Here is a 16,507-nt window from a genome sequence, read left to right as displayed (position 1 = left end):
GAAAGGGAATGAATTTATGGCTAGACATTTGTATACCAAGGATGAAGTTCGTCAAATGGTGAAGGATGAAGATATTCGCTTCTTGCGGGTAATGTTCACCGATGTATTTGGAACAATTAAGAGTGTTGATTTACCAGTTAGTCAACTTGATAAGTTAATGGACAATAAGATCATGTTTGATGGCTCTTCAATTGACGGGTTTGTTCGGATTGAGGAAAGTGATATGTACCTTTATCCAGATATGTCAACATGGTTAACTTTCCCTTGGGGAGCTGATCACGGTAAGGTTGCACGAGTAATTTGTAGTGTTCACATGACTGATGGAACACCATTTTCAGGTGATCCACGGAATAACCTTAAGCGGATCCTTAAAGAAATGCAACAAATGGGATTTAAATCATTTAACATTGGTCCAGAACCAGAATTCTTCCTCTTTAAGACTGATGAAAATGGTAACCCAACAACTAAGGTCAATGATTCTGAAAACTACTTTGATATGGAACCAGCTGATGTTGGTGAAGATTGTCGGCGCGACATTGTCCTTGCACTAGAAAAGATGGGCTTCGACGTTGAAGCGGCTCACCATGAAGTTGCTCCTGGCCAACATGAAGTTGATTTTAAATATTCCGATGCTCTTGAAGCAGCAGATAATATTCAAACCTTTAAGTTAGTTGTTAAGACGATCGCTAAAAAGTATGGCCTTCATGCAACGTTCATGCCTAAACCATTATCTGGGATTAATGGCTCTGGGATGCACCTTAACATGTCCCTCTTTACTCAAGATGGTCAAAACGCCTTTTTTGATGAAAATGATAAGGAACAGCTATCAGAAACTGCCTATCACTTCTTGGGCGGTTTGATGAAGCATGCCCGGAGTTATACCGCAATCGTTAACCCAATTGTTAACTCTTATAAGCGGCTTGTACCTGGTTATGAAGCTCCGGTTTATGTTGCATGGTCAACCTCTAATCGTTCACCATTAGTTCGAATTCCAAATGATCGGGGAATGGGGACCCGTCTTGAATTACGGTCAGCTGACCCAGCTGCAAACCCATACTTAGCAATTGCCGCTGTTCTTGCTGCAGGCCTTGATGGTTTACAAAATAATTTACCACCAGTTCATAACGTTGACGAAAATATCTATGATATGACTGCTAAGGAACGGAAGAGCAAGGGAATTGTTAACTTGCCTGATACTTTACATAGTGCATTGAAGGACTTAGCTGAAGATGATGTAATTAAGGGTTCAATGGGTGAACACCTTTACCAAAGTTTTGAAGAAGCTAAGACCCGCGAATATGATGCTTACCGTGCCCATGTTTCAGATTGGGAACGCCGACGGTACATGGAACAGTATTAGAGCTATAAGGCAGATACTAAGAATGAGGGACTGAATGTTAAAACTTGCGGTCCCTCATTGTCTGTGCTTGAATGAAATTGACAAATAGCAACATTCCGATACAATTAAACATGTTGCAGTCACGAATCTATTCGTGAAACAGATATAAAGGAGAATCGCAAACATGGATGACAAGAAGGTCAGAGTTCGCTACGCACCTAGCCCAACAGGTTTCTTACATATTGGTAATGCGCAGTCAGCCCTTTTTAACTATTTATTTGCTCGTCACTTTAACGGTACAATGGTATTACGGATTGAAGATACCGATACTAAGCGGAACGTTAAGGATGGAGAAGAAAGTCAACGAGAAAACTTACATTGGTTAGGAATTGACTGGGATGAAGGTCCAAATAAGCCTAATCCAAAGTATGCTCCATACCGTCAAAGTGAACGGAATGAAAAAGGAATTTACCACAAGTATATTCAAGAACTCCTTGATAAAGGTTTAGCTTACAAGGACTACTCAACTGAGGAAGAACTTGCGGAAATGCGTGAACGTCAACGAGCTAATAATGAAGCACCCCACTATGATGGTCGCTGGTATGGTAAGAGCGAAGAAGAACAAAAGGCAGCCGAAGCAAAGGGCTTAAAGCCAACGATTCGCTTCCACTTACCAAAGGATCACGAATATGAATGGGATGATATTGCTCGTGGTCACGTATCATTTAATTCTGACAACCTTGGTGGTGACTTCATCATTGAAAAGAGTGATGGAATGCCAACCTATAACTTTGCGGTTGTTGTTGATGATCACACAATGGATATTACCCATGTTCTTCGTGGTGCTGATCATATTTCAAATACGCCAAAGCAAATTGCTATTTATGAAGCACTAGGCTGGGATCACCCAACTTTCTGCCATATCCCATTAATCTTCAACCCAAAGACACGGAAGAAGTTAAGTAAGCGGGATAAGGATACCCTTCAATTCATTAGTGAATACAAGAAGCATGGTTACCTTCATGAAGCAATCTTTAACTTTATTGCATTCTTAGGTTGGTCACCAGTTGGCGAACGTGAAATTTACTCTAAGGATGAATTAATTAAGGTATACGATCCTGAACGGATGTCCAAGGCACCAGCTTACTTTGACCAAAAGAAGTTGGATTGGATGAATGCTCAGTATATTAAGAGCATGTCTGTTGAAGAATTAACTGACCGGACAATGGAATTAGTTAAGGAAGGCGAAACAGAAGAAGCAAAGCGTCTTCAATCAATTCCAGAAGATCAATTAAAGGACTTAATTGCAAAGACAATTCATGTTCACCAACGCGATGTTAATAAGTTACTTGAAGTAATTGAATATGCATGGTCTTACTACAATGTTCTTGAAGAACACTTTAACTATGATCTTATTAAAGACAATGAAGACTTTAATAATGATGAAGTGTTGGCTGTTTTGACCGGCTTGAAAGAAAAACTTGAAAATGGTGCAGATGATTACAGTCAAGCCATTAAGGAAGTTGGTAAGAATACTGGAGTTAAGGGCCGGAACCTTTACTTCCCACTTAACCTAGCATTTACTGGTTCAACTTCTGCTCCACAAATTTATGAAATCATGGATATCTATTCTCGTGATACAGATATTGAATTACTTGATCGAATGATTAAGGCACTTCAAGCTTAAAATTGATAATTTGGAGCTTAATAAGTCTCCAAAGTCTGGTTTTACTAGGCTTTGGGGATTTTTCTTGCTTAAAAATAAACTAACAGCCTTGACCATTACTGAACAAAAGACGTAATCTAATAAAAGACGATCAATTAAAAACGAGGTTATAAGAAATGGTTGAAATGAAACAATATATGCGAAAGGCGTTAAATAACGTTCCAAAGTTAAAGATTTTTGAATTTAGTAATTATGCTTCACAGTTTGATGATGTGATTAAGTTTACAATTGGTGAACCAGACTTTAATACACCAGAATATATTAAGAATGCAGCGATTCAGAGTATTAAAAATAACCGAACCCACTATGCACCACAACGGGGCACCGCGGGACTTCTAAAGGTGGTTTCTGACTTTTTAGCTGAAAATTATGACCTTCATTATAATCCTAAGACCGAGATTTTAATTACTAATGGGGTAACAGAAGGGGTTTATTCAGCTATTACTGCGATTACTAATCCGGGCGATGTTGTTTTGGTGCCAACACCAACTTTTTCGATTTATAGTCCTGATGCAGTTATTGCGGGTGGAACTGCCGTTGAAATTGATACATCAAAAACAAACTTTAAGTTGACTCCTGAGTTACTGAAATCTTATTTGGATAAGTATGGCGATCGGGTGAAAGGGATTGTATTTGTTAATCCTTCTAACCCAACTGGGATTGCATACACCCAAGATGAATTAAATGCTCTTGCTGCTTTAATTAAGGGGAAACCAATCTTTGCCATCAGTGACGAGATTTATAGTGAATTAATTTATGACGGTGGCTATGCGTCGATGGCTCGAACTCTTCCTGAACAAACGATCCTCACAAATGGTCTTTCAAAATCATATGCCATGACGGGGTGGCGGATTGGCTATCTCTGTGCACCGGAAGAAATTACTAGTGAAATCTTCAAGGTTCATTCCTTTGTAATGACAGACGTTGCTACCTTTACTCAGGATGCTGCTGAGGCCGCCTTAAAGGGTGGAACAGCAGCCACAAAGGAAATGGACGCAAAATACATTAAACGCCGTGATTACATGAAAGAACGGCTCACAGCAATGGGCTTTGACTGTAGTCGTCCAATGGGTGCGTTTTATATTTTTGCTAAAATTCCTAAGTTCTTAGAACAGGATGATACAAAAATTGTCTATGATATTGTAAAAAAGGCCCGAGTTGCTGTAACTGCAGGTTCCTACTTTGGTAAGGGAGGTAGTGGCTACTTACGCTTTAGTTATGCTACTAGTATGGACCAGATTAAAGAAGGAATGGATCGATTAGGAAAGTACGTTAATGCTGCACGGCAATAGAGTAACTACTGAATAAAAAGTGGCTCAGGATACCTCACATTGTTAAGTATCCTGAGCCATTTTAATTTGTCTTTAAAAGAATTCAAGAGGCTTTGATTAAGCCTCTTGAATAAAGAGTGAATTGCTTCAAAAAAAGTTAATCGCTCAGCTTCTTGGCGTCAGCATCAATCTTTGCAAAACCAGAACCATCTGGCTTCTTGCTGCCACGCTTTTCCATGGCTTTACGAGCCATTTCCTTACGTTCTTGCTTACTAAGTGCCATTTAACTTCGCCTCTTTTCGAAACGCTTCGACAACACATAGATACTCCACATACGTGTTATATCTATATATTTTATTATAATTCATTTCTTATTAAAATCAATATTCAGAAACTAAATGTAAAGAAACTCTTCAATAATTTATGAAGTTCTTTAAATATTGCCGCAAGTCGATTAAGATAAAAACTAGTTATTAAAGTGAGGAGCGGTGTACAATGGCAAATTCAGGACACGAACAGGCTGCTCGTGATGTGAGTGGGATTATTAATCAACGAATTTCAGAAAAGGTTTCTTTCTTACGTCAGGTTGAAGAAGCAGTCAAAGATCACCACGATAAAAAAATATATCAATTACTAGATACTCAACGTTACGCTAAAGAGATTGAACATCGTGAACAACAACCAAATAATCAAAGTGTAATGAGCTTGGTTGACGATATTACTAATTATTTGAGTAATTTTTTGAGTGTTAATTTAATTAACTATTTAGGGAAAAAGTACCCATTCTTTTACTATGAAGAATATGAGACTGGACATTACCGGATCTATTTTGGTAATTGGTGGGATCGACGCGAATTTGGGGAGTTAGATGTCCTTAATGTTCGCTTCCTATTTAATGATGATGAGTATGATAAATTAAAAAAGACATTTGAATTAGCACATAATAATAAGCGTTATAACAGTGATAAAATTGATAAAATCTCTGCAGAAAATGATCGTTTACAGGATTTGATTGATCATCAACGTGAACGAGAAGAAAAGCGGGCTAAATTGCAAGAGCAATTAAAGGAGGTTAGCTCACGTTCAGGGATTTGGGAAAGTAGTAAAAATAAAGAGAGTCGGCAAAACTTGTTGGACGCTCTTCAAAAACTAGAGGATGAAGAGGAAGAAGCACGGACAGCTGCACAAACGATAAAGGATAATGAGCAAGTTGTTCTCTCACTTTCAAAAGAAAACACAATTTTAAGTTATGAACAAAAGAGTATTTTAGATACTTTTAGTTCCTTTGAGGATTTCGAGTTAGCTAATCGGAATTTATATGCTGATTATATTAAGAGTTTATCTGACGATGGGGAAAAGCAGGTGACAGATGATGAACAATAATCGAATGTTGAATCAACCATCTGAACAATTAAATGCGTTAGCTCATTCATTTGAGCATGGGTTAGAAATTGGCCAACACTATGTCAAATTGTTAAGCAAACTTGCACAAACTGATGATGCTCATGATCTTCTTGCTGCTACGGATGAATTGGTTAATTTAGACTTGGATGATGCATTTGTTAAGTTTCCTCAACACTATCAAGTTGCAGACTATTACTTGCTCTTGATGGGACGGTTATTGGAGATGCACTCCAACGAAGAATTAAAGATTACGGAAGATCCTACTAGTCACCGGTTTTATGCGACAATTTCTTCGTTAGGTGAAAATGTCTTATTTCACTTTACTAAAGATGCAGAAGGAAATGCTGCTTTTACGGATGTAAATGATAATGAACCCCTTTTTTCCCTAAGCCTTGAACACCAAATGCTTCGTTTTAACAATAAGGCATTGGTTAATTATTTTATTATTAAAGGATTGAAGAAGTATTCTGACCTTGATTTGCGTTCGGCAATCAAGCCACTATTACTTTTTGCTCAAGTTCTTCATGATGATTTAGACTTTGTAATTGATCGGGGGATTCTTGGGACAAATAACCAACAGCACTATGACTTGGCTAAACCTGAATTATCATTAACAGTAATTGACCGACTATTTGTTGCTACGGCAGAAACTGATTATATGCTATTTAACTTGCCGAAAAACAATGGTGCTGAATTAAGGCTTGATCGGCAGGTAAATCTTGAACTCTCATTTGATCCTGACGATTATAGTCAACAATGGTTCTTTGCCGTTCACGATCCTAATAACCAAGTTTCGTTTTTCGATTTGCTCCTTCACTACCAACTTATTCGTGATTGGTACTTAAGTAACCGTGATTCACTGGCTGTTAAGTCTGATCCATTGATGTTCGCTGATGATGAACGAGAAGAGCAGGAAGAATCAGTAACGACTGAGTCAACTGTTGAGGATTAGCTTAAGGAGAAAGAAATGATTAATTGGACAACATTATTGCATCAGGTAATTGATTTGGAGCTTGATGTTGACGAAGCAAAGCAACTTGAAATTGGTCCCGAAGCGCGTAAGCAAACAATTTTTGTTGCTTTGGACGTTGAATTGGCAAAGCTAGCAAATAGTGATGGATGGTTTGATGTTCTTGATCATCCAGCTGAAAACGTCCAAGGCTCGTTTGAACATTATTTAAAATCACTTGAATTATTTTTGCTTTTTAGTGCAAAACAGCAATGGACTCATTTGATTGTAATGGATCAAAAACAGTGGGACTTAATTAACCGAACTGAGCCAACAAAAAAGCTTGCTGAACTTAACAAGCAATACTTAGCAATTAAACATTTTCTTAATGATGCTTATTATAATCATCGTCAAGAAAGCTTCCGTCATGCTTGGCACCTCCTAATAAAGTGGGGATTAGTTGATCTAGGATTTAGTAGTGAGGAGATCAGTACTAAATATAAAGAACTAATTAAGCAACAACGGAATCGATGGGTTAAGGAATAACAAAAGAGGACTAGCAAAAAAGCTAGTCCTCTTTTGTTGAATCGAAAACGATCATGCTTTTCGACTATTATAAGTATTGCGAGAAGCAACATGCTTTCCAGTCGCCTGGTCATCATCACTGTTTTTATTACCAAACATAATTTGACCAACAACTGAACCAATTAAAATTATGATAATAACAAAGAATGGTAACATGATTAATCACCTCAAAAAGCATTCTCTATTTTTTATTATTAGACTTTTTAATTATTTTGCAATTAATAAGTAATGAGAATACTTAATCTTTATCAAATGTTTAAAAAATGTTCTTTATTTAATGGATATTATTAATTTTTTTACTTCATTTCTATAAAATAAGCATCTTGAACCATGATAAAAACAAATTATAAAATCCTATTTTCTTTTTAGTTATCTTGTGATAACATGCTTTGAGCTTAGCTTTTCGGTGAATCTTAAATAAAGTGAGAAGAGTTTTAATAAAGTATTAAAGTATTATTGTAGAATTTTATATTTCGTTGGATAAGTTAATCATATGTAAATAAAAAATAATTTAATGAATATTAGTAAATACATTTTGAATTTAAATGATCATTGAAAAGAGACTGAGTAAATAAGAATTATTGTAACATTAAAAACACTAACTCTCCTTTAGTACAAAATTTATATGTAAAATAAAAAAGAGCCCAGTATAGTAGGCTCTTTGTACACTTTTGATGAAACGAGAGGGACTTGAACCCTCAACCCTCGGTTTAGAAGACCGATGCTCTATCCAGTTGAGCTACCGTTTCAGACAGATTTAAGTATATAATTTCGTCACCCAAATTGTCAATACAATTCGATGAGATATTGCGTTTTTTATAAAATGATTGTTTTTATAGTTTGACGGGGATGAGTTCTGAACCTATACTTTAAATTAGTAGAAGTACGAAAGCGAGGGGAACTTAAGCTGAAATCGAAGGGATGATGATTTATGGCAGGTAATAAGACGGATCCACGTGTAGTGAAGACTCGTAATAGTCTTCGCAAAGCGTTAGTTTATCTGATGCAAAGAGAAAAGTTAGAAGACATCAGCGTTCAAAAAATTACTGAAACCGCCAACATCACCCGAGGAACTTTCTACCTTCACTATAAAGATAAGAAGGATTTCATTAAGTCGGCAATCAATGAACTTCTTGATGAATTCTTTGATCAAGTGATGGTAGAGAGTGAGGACCTTAGTTTTACTAAAGGGCAACCGGTGAAGGTGTTCTCACTCCAGAAGGCGTTTCAGTACATTGAAAGTGAAGCTGATATTTTTGATGTATTACTGAACAATAAGAGAAATGACTTCTTTTACGAACAACTTTATGATCGTTTATCCGATCAGTTATCAAAGTATTATGCTGCGGTAGCTGAACCAGACAAACAATCAGAAGTTCCACTAAATTTGCAGATCTCCTTCATTGATTCGGCACTTCTTGGATTGATAAGTCATTGGCTGAAAGACGGAATGATTTATACGTCACGTTACATGACACAAAGCGTTGGGAAGATGCTCGATCGGCTAGATTCTAATAATGTCCTCTTGCTTAACTTCTTTAGCCACGAAACTGAGTCGACATTACAGGATATTTAATGAATCTAAATTGTGGGAGGAAAACTAGCTTGCTAGTTCGTTTTTCGAGGCGAAACTAGCCTCTAGGATTCCCCGCAAGCACAAAGAGGGCTCTAGCGTTCGGATTTATCGAACGATAGATCCTTTTGTGTACTGCACTGTAGAATTTTCAACCATGTATGGAAAATAATTTCACAGTCATTTTTCTTCTTTTGTGCCATTAGTGAAGTTATAGTTGACTAACGAAGTAATCTTTGATATTATGCAAATGTTGTATTTGTGACCCAACAACTACAACCGCACGCTGCCAAGTTTAAAGCAAAATGCTGCTTGGTTCGGCGAGTCTTAGAATTAAGGAGGTGCACAAATTTATGTACGCAATTATCGTAACTGGCGGTAAGCAATACAAGGTAGAAGAAGGTTCATCCATCTACGTTGAAAAGCTTGATGCTAAGGAAGGTGACAAGGTTACTTTTGATCAAGTAATTTTTGTCGGTGGCGACAGCACTAAGATTGGTACTCCATTAGTTGATGGTGCATCAGTTGAAGGAACTGTTGACAAGCAAGGTAAGGAAAAGAAGGTTGTTACCTTCAAGTACAAGCCTAAGAAGCACACCCACACTAAGCAAGGTCACCGTCAACCATACACTAAGGTTACTGTTAACAAGATCAATGCTTAATGCGGAGGTAAGTAATGATTCGGGTATCATTTAATTTTAATTCGGATCACCAAATTACCGCTTTTCAGATGAAGGGGCACGCTGATGCTGGTCCATATGGGCAGGACATCGTTTGTGCAGCTGTATCTGCTTTATCAATATCCACTATTAATGCTTTAGAAAGAGTCGCAAAGGCTCCTGCGGCGGTTAATAGTGATGATAATAATGGTGGCTTTCTCAAAGTTACTGACATTAGCTTAGCTCATGATGCTCAAGTTATTATGCAAACATTCTTTAATGGGATGTGTGATATTACGGAAAGTTACCCTCAAAACATTGAAGTTAAAATGTTTGAAAATTAGAATTATTTGCTGGAGGTGAACGATTATGATTATGGATTTGCAATTCTTCTCTCACCACAAGGGGGGTGGTTCCACTGCTAACGGTCGGAACTCAGCTGGTCGTCGTCTTGGTACTAAGGCTGCTGATGGTTCAATCGTAACAGCTGGTTCAATCATCTACCGTCAACGTGGTACTCATATCAACCCAGGTGAAAACGTTGGTCGTGGTGGTGACGATACTCTTTACGCTAAGATTGCTGGTCGTGTTAAGTTTGAACGTCTCGGCCGTGACAAGCGAAAGGTTTCTGTTTACCCAGTTGCCGAATAAATAAAAAAAGGACTGAGCTTTAATAGTTCAGTCTTTTTTAGTTTAAAATTAACTAATTACTGTCCAAAATGCATATAATAAAATCAAGACTAACATAGGAGATTAAAATCAATGACAAGAATTAGTAGGTTACAAAAGAAATTCAAACGATTGGCTATTGATGCTTTTTTGGTGACTGACCAAAAAAATATCTATTATTTAACGGGATTTAACCTTCTTCAGGGAGATGGTTGTTTACTGATTACTCCTCAAAATGCGATTATAATTACTGATGATCGTTACCAACTTGCTTTAGAAGAATTTGAATCGGATGAGGTTGTTGCAACGATTAGTCGTGATTATTATGGTTCCGTTAATAAAATTTGCGAAGGTCTTAATTTAACGGTTCTTGGCTTTGAAGATTCAATTTCTTATCAACTCTTTGACGTTTTCGACGAATTGATGACTTCTGATATTGTACCATTTCATCACTTGATCGAACGCATGCGTTTAATTAAGGACAGTACTGAAATTACTAAATTGCGAGCAGCCGCTAAACTTCAATCAGCTGGATTTGAATATGTCTTATCAATCGTTCATCCTGGTATCTCCGAACGTGAACTGGCAATTAAACTGGATTACTGGATGAAAATGCATGGCGCATCTTCTGCCTCATTTCCGACAATTATTGCTAGTGGCACTAATTCAGCAAAGCCCCATGCTACTGCTTCGGATAAATTAATCATGGACGGCGATGTGGTTACACTAGACTTTGGTTATTACCTTGATGGTTATACTGCTGATATGACGAGAACTTTTGCAGTTGGTTCCATTGATCCTGAACTTCGTGACGTTTACCGGATCGTTAATGAAGCTCGTGAATTAGTAATAGCAAAGGCAAAAGTGGGAGTTCACGGTAACGAACTTGATGCCGCGGGTCGTTCACTAATTGAAGAAGCTGGTTATGGTGATGAATTTAATCACGGGATGGGACATGGTATTGGCTTAGCCGTTCATGAACTTCCGGTAACTTATGCCCCAGGGACAACAAATGTTATGTTAAAGAATAACGAAGTAATTACAGTTGAACCGGGAATTTATATTCCTGAAATTGGCGGAGTCCGAATTGAGGATGATATTGTGGTGACTCATGGGGGTGCTGAAATAATTACGACTGCGCCGACAGAATTGATTATTGTTAAGGACTAATAAATAGATAAACTGAATCAACTTTATTCTCGTATTGAAACTCAGGGAGTACAGAAAATTAGTGCTCACTATGAACAGGTTGACCCTAATTTACAAATGTTAAAAAATGATACCCGGCGAGGATTAACTTTACTTGTGCACTTGCCAGCTCATGTTACCAGGAATATTAACTTTGTCTTAAACGACCTTAAACAACTAGAGCCATCTCAGTATTATTATGCGGCGGATACTATTTATATTACTGTGATGGATATTCGGCGTGCGGTTCCGGAACTTTGTTTGAGTGAAGAAGAATTAGTTAACTATCAACAAGTTCTCCGAGAAACGGTTAATAATGTTGGCACTATTAACTGGCATTTAGCTGGATTGGTTTGTAGTCCAGGAGCAATCCTTGTTAAGGGCTTTTATTTTTCAGAATTGCAACAGCTTTGTAACGCTTTGAGAAAAGATTTCTCAAAAATGGGTTGATTTTAGATGAACGATACGAAACGTTTTCTGGTCATGCAACAGTAGTGAGATTTAAGAAAAAACTTACTCATCCGCAAGCACTTTTAAATGAAATTAATGGTTTTCGTAATATTGAATTTGGTGACTTCCAAACTAGTAAGGTTGATTTGGTAATTCATGATTGGTACAATCGCCATTCGCAATTGATAGAGCGTTTCTCGCTTAAAACTAGCTAATGGGATTGTTGCTTTTTTCTATTAGATAGTGCAAAATAATAATGAGATACTTCGATAGAGAACGGAATTACTAACTTAATTTAGTAGTCAGATTTCTGAAATACTACAAATGGAGGACTTACAATGGCAGAAGATTCAAAGATCATCTTAAGCAGCGAAGATCAATCTCTTGGTACGATTGAAGTAGCGCCTCGTGTTATTGAAATTATTGCTGGGGTTGCTGCAAGTGAAATTGACGGTGTTTCAAAGATGTATGGCTCGCTCGCCAATAGTTTTGGTGAATTATTGGGACGGTCTGATCAGCGTCGTGGTGTTAAGTTATCAAACCAGAATGATAATTTAATTATTGATATTGATGTTTATATCGATTACGGTGTATCTGTACCTAAGCTTGCTGCAAAGATTCAAGATCGGGTTAAGCAACAAGTAACCTTGATGACTGATTTGAATGTTAGTGAAGTTAACATTCACGTCAGAGGAATTGTTCAAAAGAAGGAAGAACAAACGGTTGATCCAGACGATATTTTTGGTGAACATGATGATAAGGCTGGTGAAAAGTAATGGTGGTTAACCGACATGTAATTCGTGAAGAAGCTTTTCAAATTTTATTTGCTAAGCAATCAAATCCAGATGCAACGTTGGCTGACATTTATGATTCATTACCAAATCATCCTAATAAAATTCCGGCCTACTTACAAACGCTGGTTGAAGGAGTTAGCGAACACCAAGAAGAGCTTGATTCACAGATTAGTCAATTATTAGCGAGTGGTTGGGAAATTAACCGTCTTGCTCAAACTGACTTAGTAATTTTACGGTTAGCCTTGTACGAAATTCAATTTGTGAGTGAGATTCCAACTGTTGTTGCCATTAATGAGGCATTGGAATTAGCAAAGTCTTATAGTAATGATAAGTCCCGTAAATTTATTAATGGCGCATTAGGAAAATTTGAACGTCAATTAGAAGCAAAGGAAAACAAATAGTTCTCCTAAAATAATTTTGCGAGAAAGAGAGGGTGCGAAAGAAAACGCAAACTCTCTTTTTTCCTTTAAACTTCTCTTCGCATTGATATGGTAAAATATTTTTAGTCAAACTGGAAAAGGGGAATGGCAGAATGGCAACATTAATTGATGGTCGTACCGTAGCCAAAGAGGTTAACGAAAACACTGCAGAGCGGGTAAAACGATTAGCTAGTGAAGGAATTGTTCCTGGATTAGCGGTAATCTTAGTTGGTAACGATCCAGCAAGCAAGATTTATACGCGAATGAAAGATAAAAAGGCCAAAAAATTGGGGATTCATTCTGTCCTTTCAACTTATCCAGAAGATATTCGTCAAGATGAACTTTTACATGATATTCGCCAATTTAATGCGGATGAAAACATTAACGGGATTCTTATTCAAGAACCTCTTCCTAAGCATTTGGATGGGGATGAGCTTTTAAACGCAATTGATCCCGGAAAGGACGTTGACGGTTTCCATCCTTTTAACGTTGGCTGCTTGTATAACAACGTAGATGCAAACTATCCTGTTAGTTGTACACCGCGGGGGATAATGACACTGTTAAGGCAGTATCAAGTAAACCTGGACGGCGCTCGGGCGGTTGTAATTGGAAGAAGTATCCTTGTTGGCAAACCAATGGCTGCTCTTCTTGAAAATGCTAACGCAACCGTAACAGTTGCCAATAGCCATACTAAAAACCTTACAGAATTAACTAAGCAGGCTGATATCTTAATTGTTGCTGCGGGAGTTAAGCACCTGGTTACTGGCAAAATAGTAAAGGAGGGTGCAGTGGTGATTGATGTTGGGATGCACCGGTTAGCGGATAAAACGTTAACTGGGGATGTTGACTTTGACAGTGTTGCACCAGTGGCAAAGATGATTACACCAGTTCCGGGTGGTGTTGGACCAATGACAATTGCGTCATTAATGGAACAAACTGTTGATCTTACGGAGTGGAGTCATAATGGATAGAAGTCAGTACTTAACAGTTAGTGAGCTGACAAGTTATTTAAAGCAAAAGTTTGATCGAGATCCTTATTTGAAAACCGTTTATTTGACTGGGGAACTTTCAAATTTTCGGCTTCGTCAGCGTCACCAATATTTTAGTATTAAGGATGAAAATGCGGTTATTGATGCCGTAATGTTTGAACGCCAATTTCGCAAAGTAAACTTCCGTCCGGAAACAGGAATGAAAATTTTAGTAGTTGGTCATATTGGACTTTATGAAAAGAGTGGCCGCTATCAGATCTATGTTGAACGGATGGAGCCAGATGGACTTGGTGCTCTCTACCTTCAATTTGAACAGTTGAAAAAGAAATTAGGGGCTGAGGGACTATTTGATCAGATTCCTCGACCAATTCCCCAATTTCCGAAGAGAATTGCTGTGGTAACTAGTTTGGATGGTGCCGTAATTCGTGATATTAATACCACGGTTCGCCGTCGTTACCCAATTGCTCAAGTAGTTTTATTCCCAACTGTTGTTCAAGGGGATAAAGCCGCTGCAGATATTGCACGCCAAATTAATCGTGCTAACCAGATGGGAAATTTTGACACGATGATTATCGGTCGTGGTGGTGGATCGCTAGAAGATCTTTGGCCATTTAACGAGGAAATTGTTGCGCGAGCGATTGCAGATAGTCAAATTCCGGTAATTTCTTCGGTAGGTCACGAAACAGATACTACCATTGCTGACCTGGTTGCTGATCAACGGGCCGCAACTCCTACCGCTGCCGCAGAATTAGCGACACCCAACCGGCTTGCTGATGTATTAATGGCCCTTCAGGATGATCAAGTCCGGTTGAACAATACGATGAAAAATCTGATTAATTTCGACCGGAAACAGTTACAAAAGCAATTACAAAGCTATATTTTTCAACAACCAAGTAGGCTATACGAGAACTATGCACAAAAGTTAGATCAACTGACGCAGACGCTAAATAATAATGTTAGGAACTTGGTGAAAGATCGTTTGAGTACTGTTCAACAATTGCAGGGGCGCCTTCAAGCTGTTTCTCCGCAACATACGATTGAGCGTTCTCAGGAAAAAGTTGATCAGCTTCAAAATCGATTGTTAAATAGTGCCAAGAATAGTCAGCAACAACGCCAACAGAAATTAACGGGTCTAATTCAACAATTAGATTCCTTGAGCCCCTTAAAAATTATGGGACGGGGATATACATATGTAACCTACCATGGCTCTGTTGTTAATACGGTTAAAGAATTAGAAGACAATCAAGAGGTTACCCTCCACTTTAATGATGGAAAAGCAACTGCAAAAATTACTGGAACGAAGGAGAAATAAAAATGGCAGAAAAAAAGAAGCCGACATTTGAAGAACAATTGAACCAACTTCAACAAATTGTTAGTCACCTAGAGCAAGGTAACGTTCCGTTAGAGGAGGCGTTGAGTCAATATAAAGATGGGATCGAATTAGCTCGGGCCCTCCAAAAGAAGTTGACGAGTGCTGAAAAGACATTAGGAAGTCTGATTGATGACGACGGAAACGAAAAGCAGTATGAAAAGGCAACTGACGATCCTAGTAATAACGGTGGCGGTAACCGGGGATACGGCAGTGATGATGAGCCACTAGGAGAGTAAATTGATGCTTGAACTTAAAGAACTAAAAGGGCTGATTGATCAATTTTTAAAGCAAAAAATGCCTGCTGACATCGATCAAGACACTTTGGCAGCGTCGATGGAGTATTCAGTTAATGCCGGCGGAAAACGGTTGCGTCCGGCATTAACGTTAACAACTGTTCAAGTATTAGGTGGGCAGCTTAATCAAGATGTTATGAAGGCGGCAACTGCCCTTGAATTACTCCATACCTATTCACTAATTCACGACGACCTTCCTGCAATGGATAATGATGATTTACGTCGTGGTAAACCTACTAACCATAAAAAATTTGGAGCGGGGATGGCAACCTTGGCGGGAGACGGTTTACTGACCATGGCATTTCAATGGGTAACTGATAACCAACTACCTGCTGACACCCGTGCTAATTTAGCATTGGCGCTTGCTCAAGCTGCTGGTCCAGCTGGAATGGTTGCTGGCCAAGCGCGAGATATTGAAGGAGAACATGAGCATTTGAGCCTTGAACAATTACAATACCTCCATCGCCAAAAGACGGGTGCACTTTTGCGGTATGCTGTCTTAGCTGGCGGAATTATTACAGGGCAGGATCAAGCGGTTAAGACTTTTTTAGCTAAGTTTGGTGCTCAATTCGGGCTTGCGTTTCAAATTTATGATGACTTAATGGACGTTGTTGGCACCACGAAAGAAATGGGAAAGGCAGTTCATAAGGATGCTGGTGAGCACAAGAATACTTATCCTGGATTATTGGGAGTTCATGGTGCTGAGGAACAGTTACATTTAGCATTACGGCAAGCAAAAAAGACTCAAGCAGACTTGAGTGAGGTAACTAACCGTGACTTTAGTGCGTATGACCAATTCTTGGCATACTTTAAATTGTGAGGATAAT

The 16,507-nt window shown here is 38.3% G+C and carries 21 protein-coding genes, 1 tRNA gene and 1 other annotated feature; of the genes, 19 read left to right on the top strand and 3 right to left on the bottom strand.

The window, feature by feature from the left end; translation table 11 throughout:
• Positions 1-16 precede the first annotated feature (16 nt).
• The 3 genes from glnA (at position 17) to NFR46_RS03970 (ending at position 4,357) form a co-directional block, all read left to right on the top strand.
• Positions 17-1,360 (top strand): type I glutamate--ammonia ligase, encoded by a 1,344-nt coding sequence (gene glnA, locus NFR46_RS03980; RefSeq protein ID WP_251574914.1) that lies wholly within the window; start codon positions 17-19, stop codon positions 1,358-1,360.
• Between the two features lie 163 nt (positions 1,361-1,523).
• Complete coding sequence (gene gltX / locus NFR46_RS03975; RefSeq protein WP_251574913.1) at positions 1,524-3,026, top strand: glutamate--tRNA ligase; 1,503 nt, start codon at positions 1,524-1,526, stop codon at positions 3,024-3,026.
• Positions 3,027-3,181: 155 nt separating this feature from the next.
• Entirely contained in the window at positions 3,182-4,357 is a 1,176-nt protein-coding gene (locus tag NFR46_RS03970; RefSeq protein ID WP_251574910.1) for an aminotransferase class I/II-fold pyridoxal phosphate-dependent enzyme, read from the top strand.
• A 136-nt stretch (positions 4,358-4,493) separates the two neighbouring features.
• Here NFR46_RS03970 and NFR46_RS09385 read toward each other — a convergent pair whose 3' ends face one another.
• The gene (locus tag NFR46_RS09385) at positions 4,494-4,619 is read right to left on the bottom strand and encodes a hypothetical protein (RefSeq protein WP_259409229.1); all 126 of its coding nucleotides are present in this window, start codon (positions 4,617-4,619) and stop codon (positions 4,494-4,496) included.
• 212 nt (positions 4,620-4,831) lie between these two features.
• Here NFR46_RS09385 and NFR46_RS03965 point away from each other — a divergent pair, with 212 nt between their 5' ends.
• The 3 genes from NFR46_RS03965 to NFR46_RS03955 are packed head-to-tail and all read left to right on the top strand — an operon-like array spanning position 4,832 to position 7,235.
• Positions 4,832-5,719 carry an exonuclease SbcC gene (locus NFR46_RS03965; RefSeq protein WP_251574905.1) on the top strand — a complete coding sequence of 296 codons (888 nt, stop codon included), beginning with the start codon at positions 4,832-4,834 and terminating at the stop codon, positions 5,717-5,719.
• Positions 5,706-6,692: a hypothetical protein gene (locus NFR46_RS03960; RefSeq protein WP_251574903.1), complete on the top strand. Its 987-nt coding sequence runs from the start codon at positions 5,706-5,708 to the stop codon at positions 6,690-6,692. Before NFR46_RS03965 ends, NFR46_RS03960 begins: the two co-directional genes overlap by 14 nt.
• Before the next feature lie 15 nt (positions 6,693-6,707).
• Positions 6,708-7,235 carry a hypothetical protein gene (locus NFR46_RS03955; protein WP_251574901.1) on the top strand — a complete coding sequence of 176 codons (528 nt, stop codon included), beginning with the start codon at positions 6,708-6,710 and terminating at the stop codon, positions 7,233-7,235.
• Positions 7,236-7,286: 51 nt separating this feature from the next.
• On the opposite strand, the gene NFR46_RS03950 is transcribed toward NFR46_RS03955, so the two are convergent.
• On the bottom strand, positions 7,287-7,430 hold the full coding sequence (locus tag NFR46_RS03950) for a hypothetical protein (protein ID WP_251574899.1): 144 nt from the start codon (positions 7,428-7,430) through the stop codon (positions 7,287-7,289).
• A gap of 519 nt (positions 7,431-7,949) precedes the next feature.
• Positions 7,950-8,023: transfer RNA gene (locus NFR46_RS03945), tRNA-Arg, on the bottom strand.
• 182 nt (positions 8,024-8,205) lie between these two features.
• Between NFR46_RS03945 and NFR46_RS03940 the strand changes: the two genes are divergently transcribed.
• From NFR46_RS03940 to NFR46_RS03880, 13 genes are all read left to right on the top strand, one after another.
• Positions 8,206-8,850, top strand: a complete 645-nt coding sequence (locus NFR46_RS03940; RefSeq protein ID WP_251574898.1) for a TetR/AcrR family transcriptional regulator — start codon at positions 8,206-8,208, stop codon at positions 8,848-8,850.
• A gap of 264 nt (positions 8,851-9,114) precedes the next feature.
• Positions 9,115-9,185 (top strand) — a sequence feature (ribosomal protein L21 leader region).
• Between the two features lie 15 nt (positions 9,186-9,200).
• Positions 9,201-9,509: a 50S ribosomal protein L21 gene (gene rplU, locus NFR46_RS03935; protein WP_191684352.1), complete on the top strand. Its 309-nt coding sequence runs from the start codon at positions 9,201-9,203 to the stop codon at positions 9,507-9,509.
• Positions 9,510-9,523: 14 nt separating this feature from the next.
• Positions 9,524-9,850 carry a ribosomal-processing cysteine protease Prp gene (locus NFR46_RS03930; protein WP_251574896.1) on the top strand — a complete coding sequence of 109 codons (327 nt, stop codon included), beginning with the start codon at positions 9,524-9,526 and terminating at the stop codon, positions 9,848-9,850.
• Between the two features lie 25 nt (positions 9,851-9,875).
• Positions 9,876-10,157 (top strand): 50S ribosomal protein L27, encoded by a 282-nt coding sequence (rpmA, locus tag NFR46_RS03925; RefSeq protein WP_251574894.1) that lies wholly within the window; start codon positions 9,876-9,878, stop codon positions 10,155-10,157.
• 111 nt (positions 10,158-10,268) lie between these two features.
• Complete coding sequence (locus NFR46_RS03920) at positions 10,269-11,345, top strand: M24 family metallopeptidase (protein WP_251574892.1); 1,077 nt, start codon at positions 10,269-10,271, stop codon at positions 11,343-11,345.
• Between the two features lie 96 nt (positions 11,346-11,441).
• Complete coding sequence (locus NFR46_RS03915) at positions 11,442-11,813, top strand: hypothetical protein (RefSeq protein WP_251574891.1); 372 nt, start codon at positions 11,442-11,444, stop codon at positions 11,811-11,813.
• A gap of 44 nt (positions 11,814-11,857) precedes the next feature.
• Entirely contained in the window at positions 11,858-12,028 is a 171-nt protein-coding gene (locus NFR46_RS03910; RefSeq protein WP_251574888.1) for a hypothetical protein, read from the top strand.
• A 123-nt stretch (positions 12,029-12,151) separates the two neighbouring features.
• Entirely contained in the window at positions 12,152-12,589 is a 438-nt protein-coding gene (locus NFR46_RS03905; RefSeq protein ID WP_182581597.1) for an Asp23/Gls24 family envelope stress response protein, read from the top strand.
• Positions 12,589-13,008, top strand: coding sequence for a transcription antitermination factor NusB (gene nusB / locus NFR46_RS03900; protein ID WP_251574887.1), 420 nt, complete (start codon positions 12,589-12,591; stop codon positions 13,006-13,008). Before NFR46_RS03905 ends, nusB begins: the two co-directional genes overlap by 1 nt.
• Positions 13,009-13,139: 131 nt before the next feature.
• Entirely contained in the window at positions 13,140-13,997 is an 858-nt protein-coding gene (gene folD / locus NFR46_RS03895; RefSeq protein WP_251574886.1) for a bifunctional methylenetetrahydrofolate dehydrogenase/methenyltetrahydrofolate cyclohydrolase FolD, read from the top strand.
• Positions 13,990-15,327 (top strand): exodeoxyribonuclease VII large subunit, encoded by a 1,338-nt coding sequence (xseA, locus tag NFR46_RS03890; protein ID WP_251574885.1) that lies wholly within the window; start codon positions 13,990-13,992, stop codon positions 15,325-15,327. Before folD ends, xseA begins: the two co-directional genes overlap by 8 nt.
• A gap of 2 nt (positions 15,328-15,329) precedes the next feature.
• Positions 15,330-15,623, top strand: coding sequence for an exodeoxyribonuclease VII small subunit (locus tag NFR46_RS03885; protein WP_251574884.1), 294 nt, complete (start codon positions 15,330-15,332; stop codon positions 15,621-15,623).
• A 1-nt stretch (position 15,624) separates the two neighbouring features.
• Positions 15,625-16,500, top strand: coding sequence for a polyprenyl synthetase family protein (locus NFR46_RS03880; RefSeq protein WP_420908579.1), 876 nt, complete (start codon positions 15,625-15,627; stop codon positions 16,498-16,500).
• Positions 16,501-16,507 lie beyond the last annotated feature (7 nt).

Source organism: Limosilactobacillus agrestimuris, assembly GCF_943193105.1.
Lineage (GTDB): Bacteria > Bacillota > Bacilli > Lactobacillales > Lactobacillaceae > Limosilactobacillus > Limosilactobacillus agrestimuris.
This window is presented reverse-complemented; position numbering and strand designations above follow the sequence as displayed.

Coding starts and splice junctions, on each gene's coding strand:
- rplU (WP_191684352.1), top strand. CDS start 9,201: ATGTACGCAATTATCGTAACTGGCGGTAAGCAATACAAGGTAGAAGAA.
- NFR46_RS03960 (WP_251574903.1), top strand. CDS start 5,706: ATGATGAACAATAATCGAATGTTGAATCAACCATCTGAACAATTAAAT.
- NFR46_RS03920 (WP_251574892.1), top strand. CDS start 10,269: ATGACAAGAATTAGTAGGTTACAAAAGAAATTCAAACGATTGGCTATT.
- rpmA (WP_251574894.1), top strand. CDS start 9,876: ATGATTATGGATTTGCAATTCTTCTCTCACCACAAGGGGGGTGGTTCC.
- nusB (WP_251574887.1), top strand. CDS start 12,589: ATGGTGGTTAACCGACATGTAATTCGTGAAGAAGCTTTTCAAATTTTA.
- glnA (WP_251574914.1), top strand. CDS start 17: ATGGCTAGACATTTGTATACCAAGGATGAAGTTCGTCAAATGGTGAAG.
- NFR46_RS03940 (WP_251574898.1), top strand. CDS start 8,206: ATGGCAGGTAATAAGACGGATCCACGTGTAGTGAAGACTCGTAATAGT.
- folD (WP_251574886.1), top strand. CDS start 13,140: ATGGCAACATTAATTGATGGTCGTACCGTAGCCAAAGAGGTTAACGAA.
- NFR46_RS09385 (WP_259409229.1), bottom strand. CDS start 4,619: ATGGCACTTAGTAAGCAAGAACGTAAGGAAATGGCTCGTAAAGCCATG.
- NFR46_RS03950 (WP_251574899.1), bottom strand. CDS start 7,430: ATGTTACCATTCTTTGTTATTATCATAATTTTAATTGGTTCAGTTGTT.
- gltX (WP_251574913.1), top strand. CDS start 1,524: ATGGATGACAAGAAGGTCAGAGTTCGCTACGCACCTAGCCCAACAGGT.
- NFR46_RS03885 (WP_251574884.1), top strand. CDS start 15,330: ATGGCAGAAAAAAAGAAGCCGACATTTGAAGAACAATTGAACCAACTT.
- NFR46_RS03905 (WP_182581597.1), top strand. CDS start 12,152: ATGGCAGAAGATTCAAAGATCATCTTAAGCAGCGAAGATCAATCTCTT.
- NFR46_RS03915 (WP_251574891.1), top strand. CDS start 11,442: ATGTTAAAAAATGATACCCGGCGAGGATTAACTTTACTTGTGCACTTG.
- NFR46_RS03930 (WP_251574896.1), top strand. CDS start 9,524: ATGATTCGGGTATCATTTAATTTTAATTCGGATCACCAAATTACCGCT.
- NFR46_RS03965 (WP_251574905.1), top strand. CDS start 4,832: ATGGCAAATTCAGGACACGAACAGGCTGCTCGTGATGTGAGTGGGATT.
- xseA (WP_251574885.1), top strand. CDS start 13,990: ATGGATAGAAGTCAGTACTTAACAGTTAGTGAGCTGACAAGTTATTTA.
- NFR46_RS03955 (WP_251574901.1), top strand. CDS start 6,708: ATGATTAATTGGACAACATTATTGCATCAGGTAATTGATTTGGAGCTT.
- NFR46_RS03970 (WP_251574910.1), top strand. CDS start 3,182: ATGGTTGAAATGAAACAATATATGCGAAAGGCGTTAAATAACGTTCCA.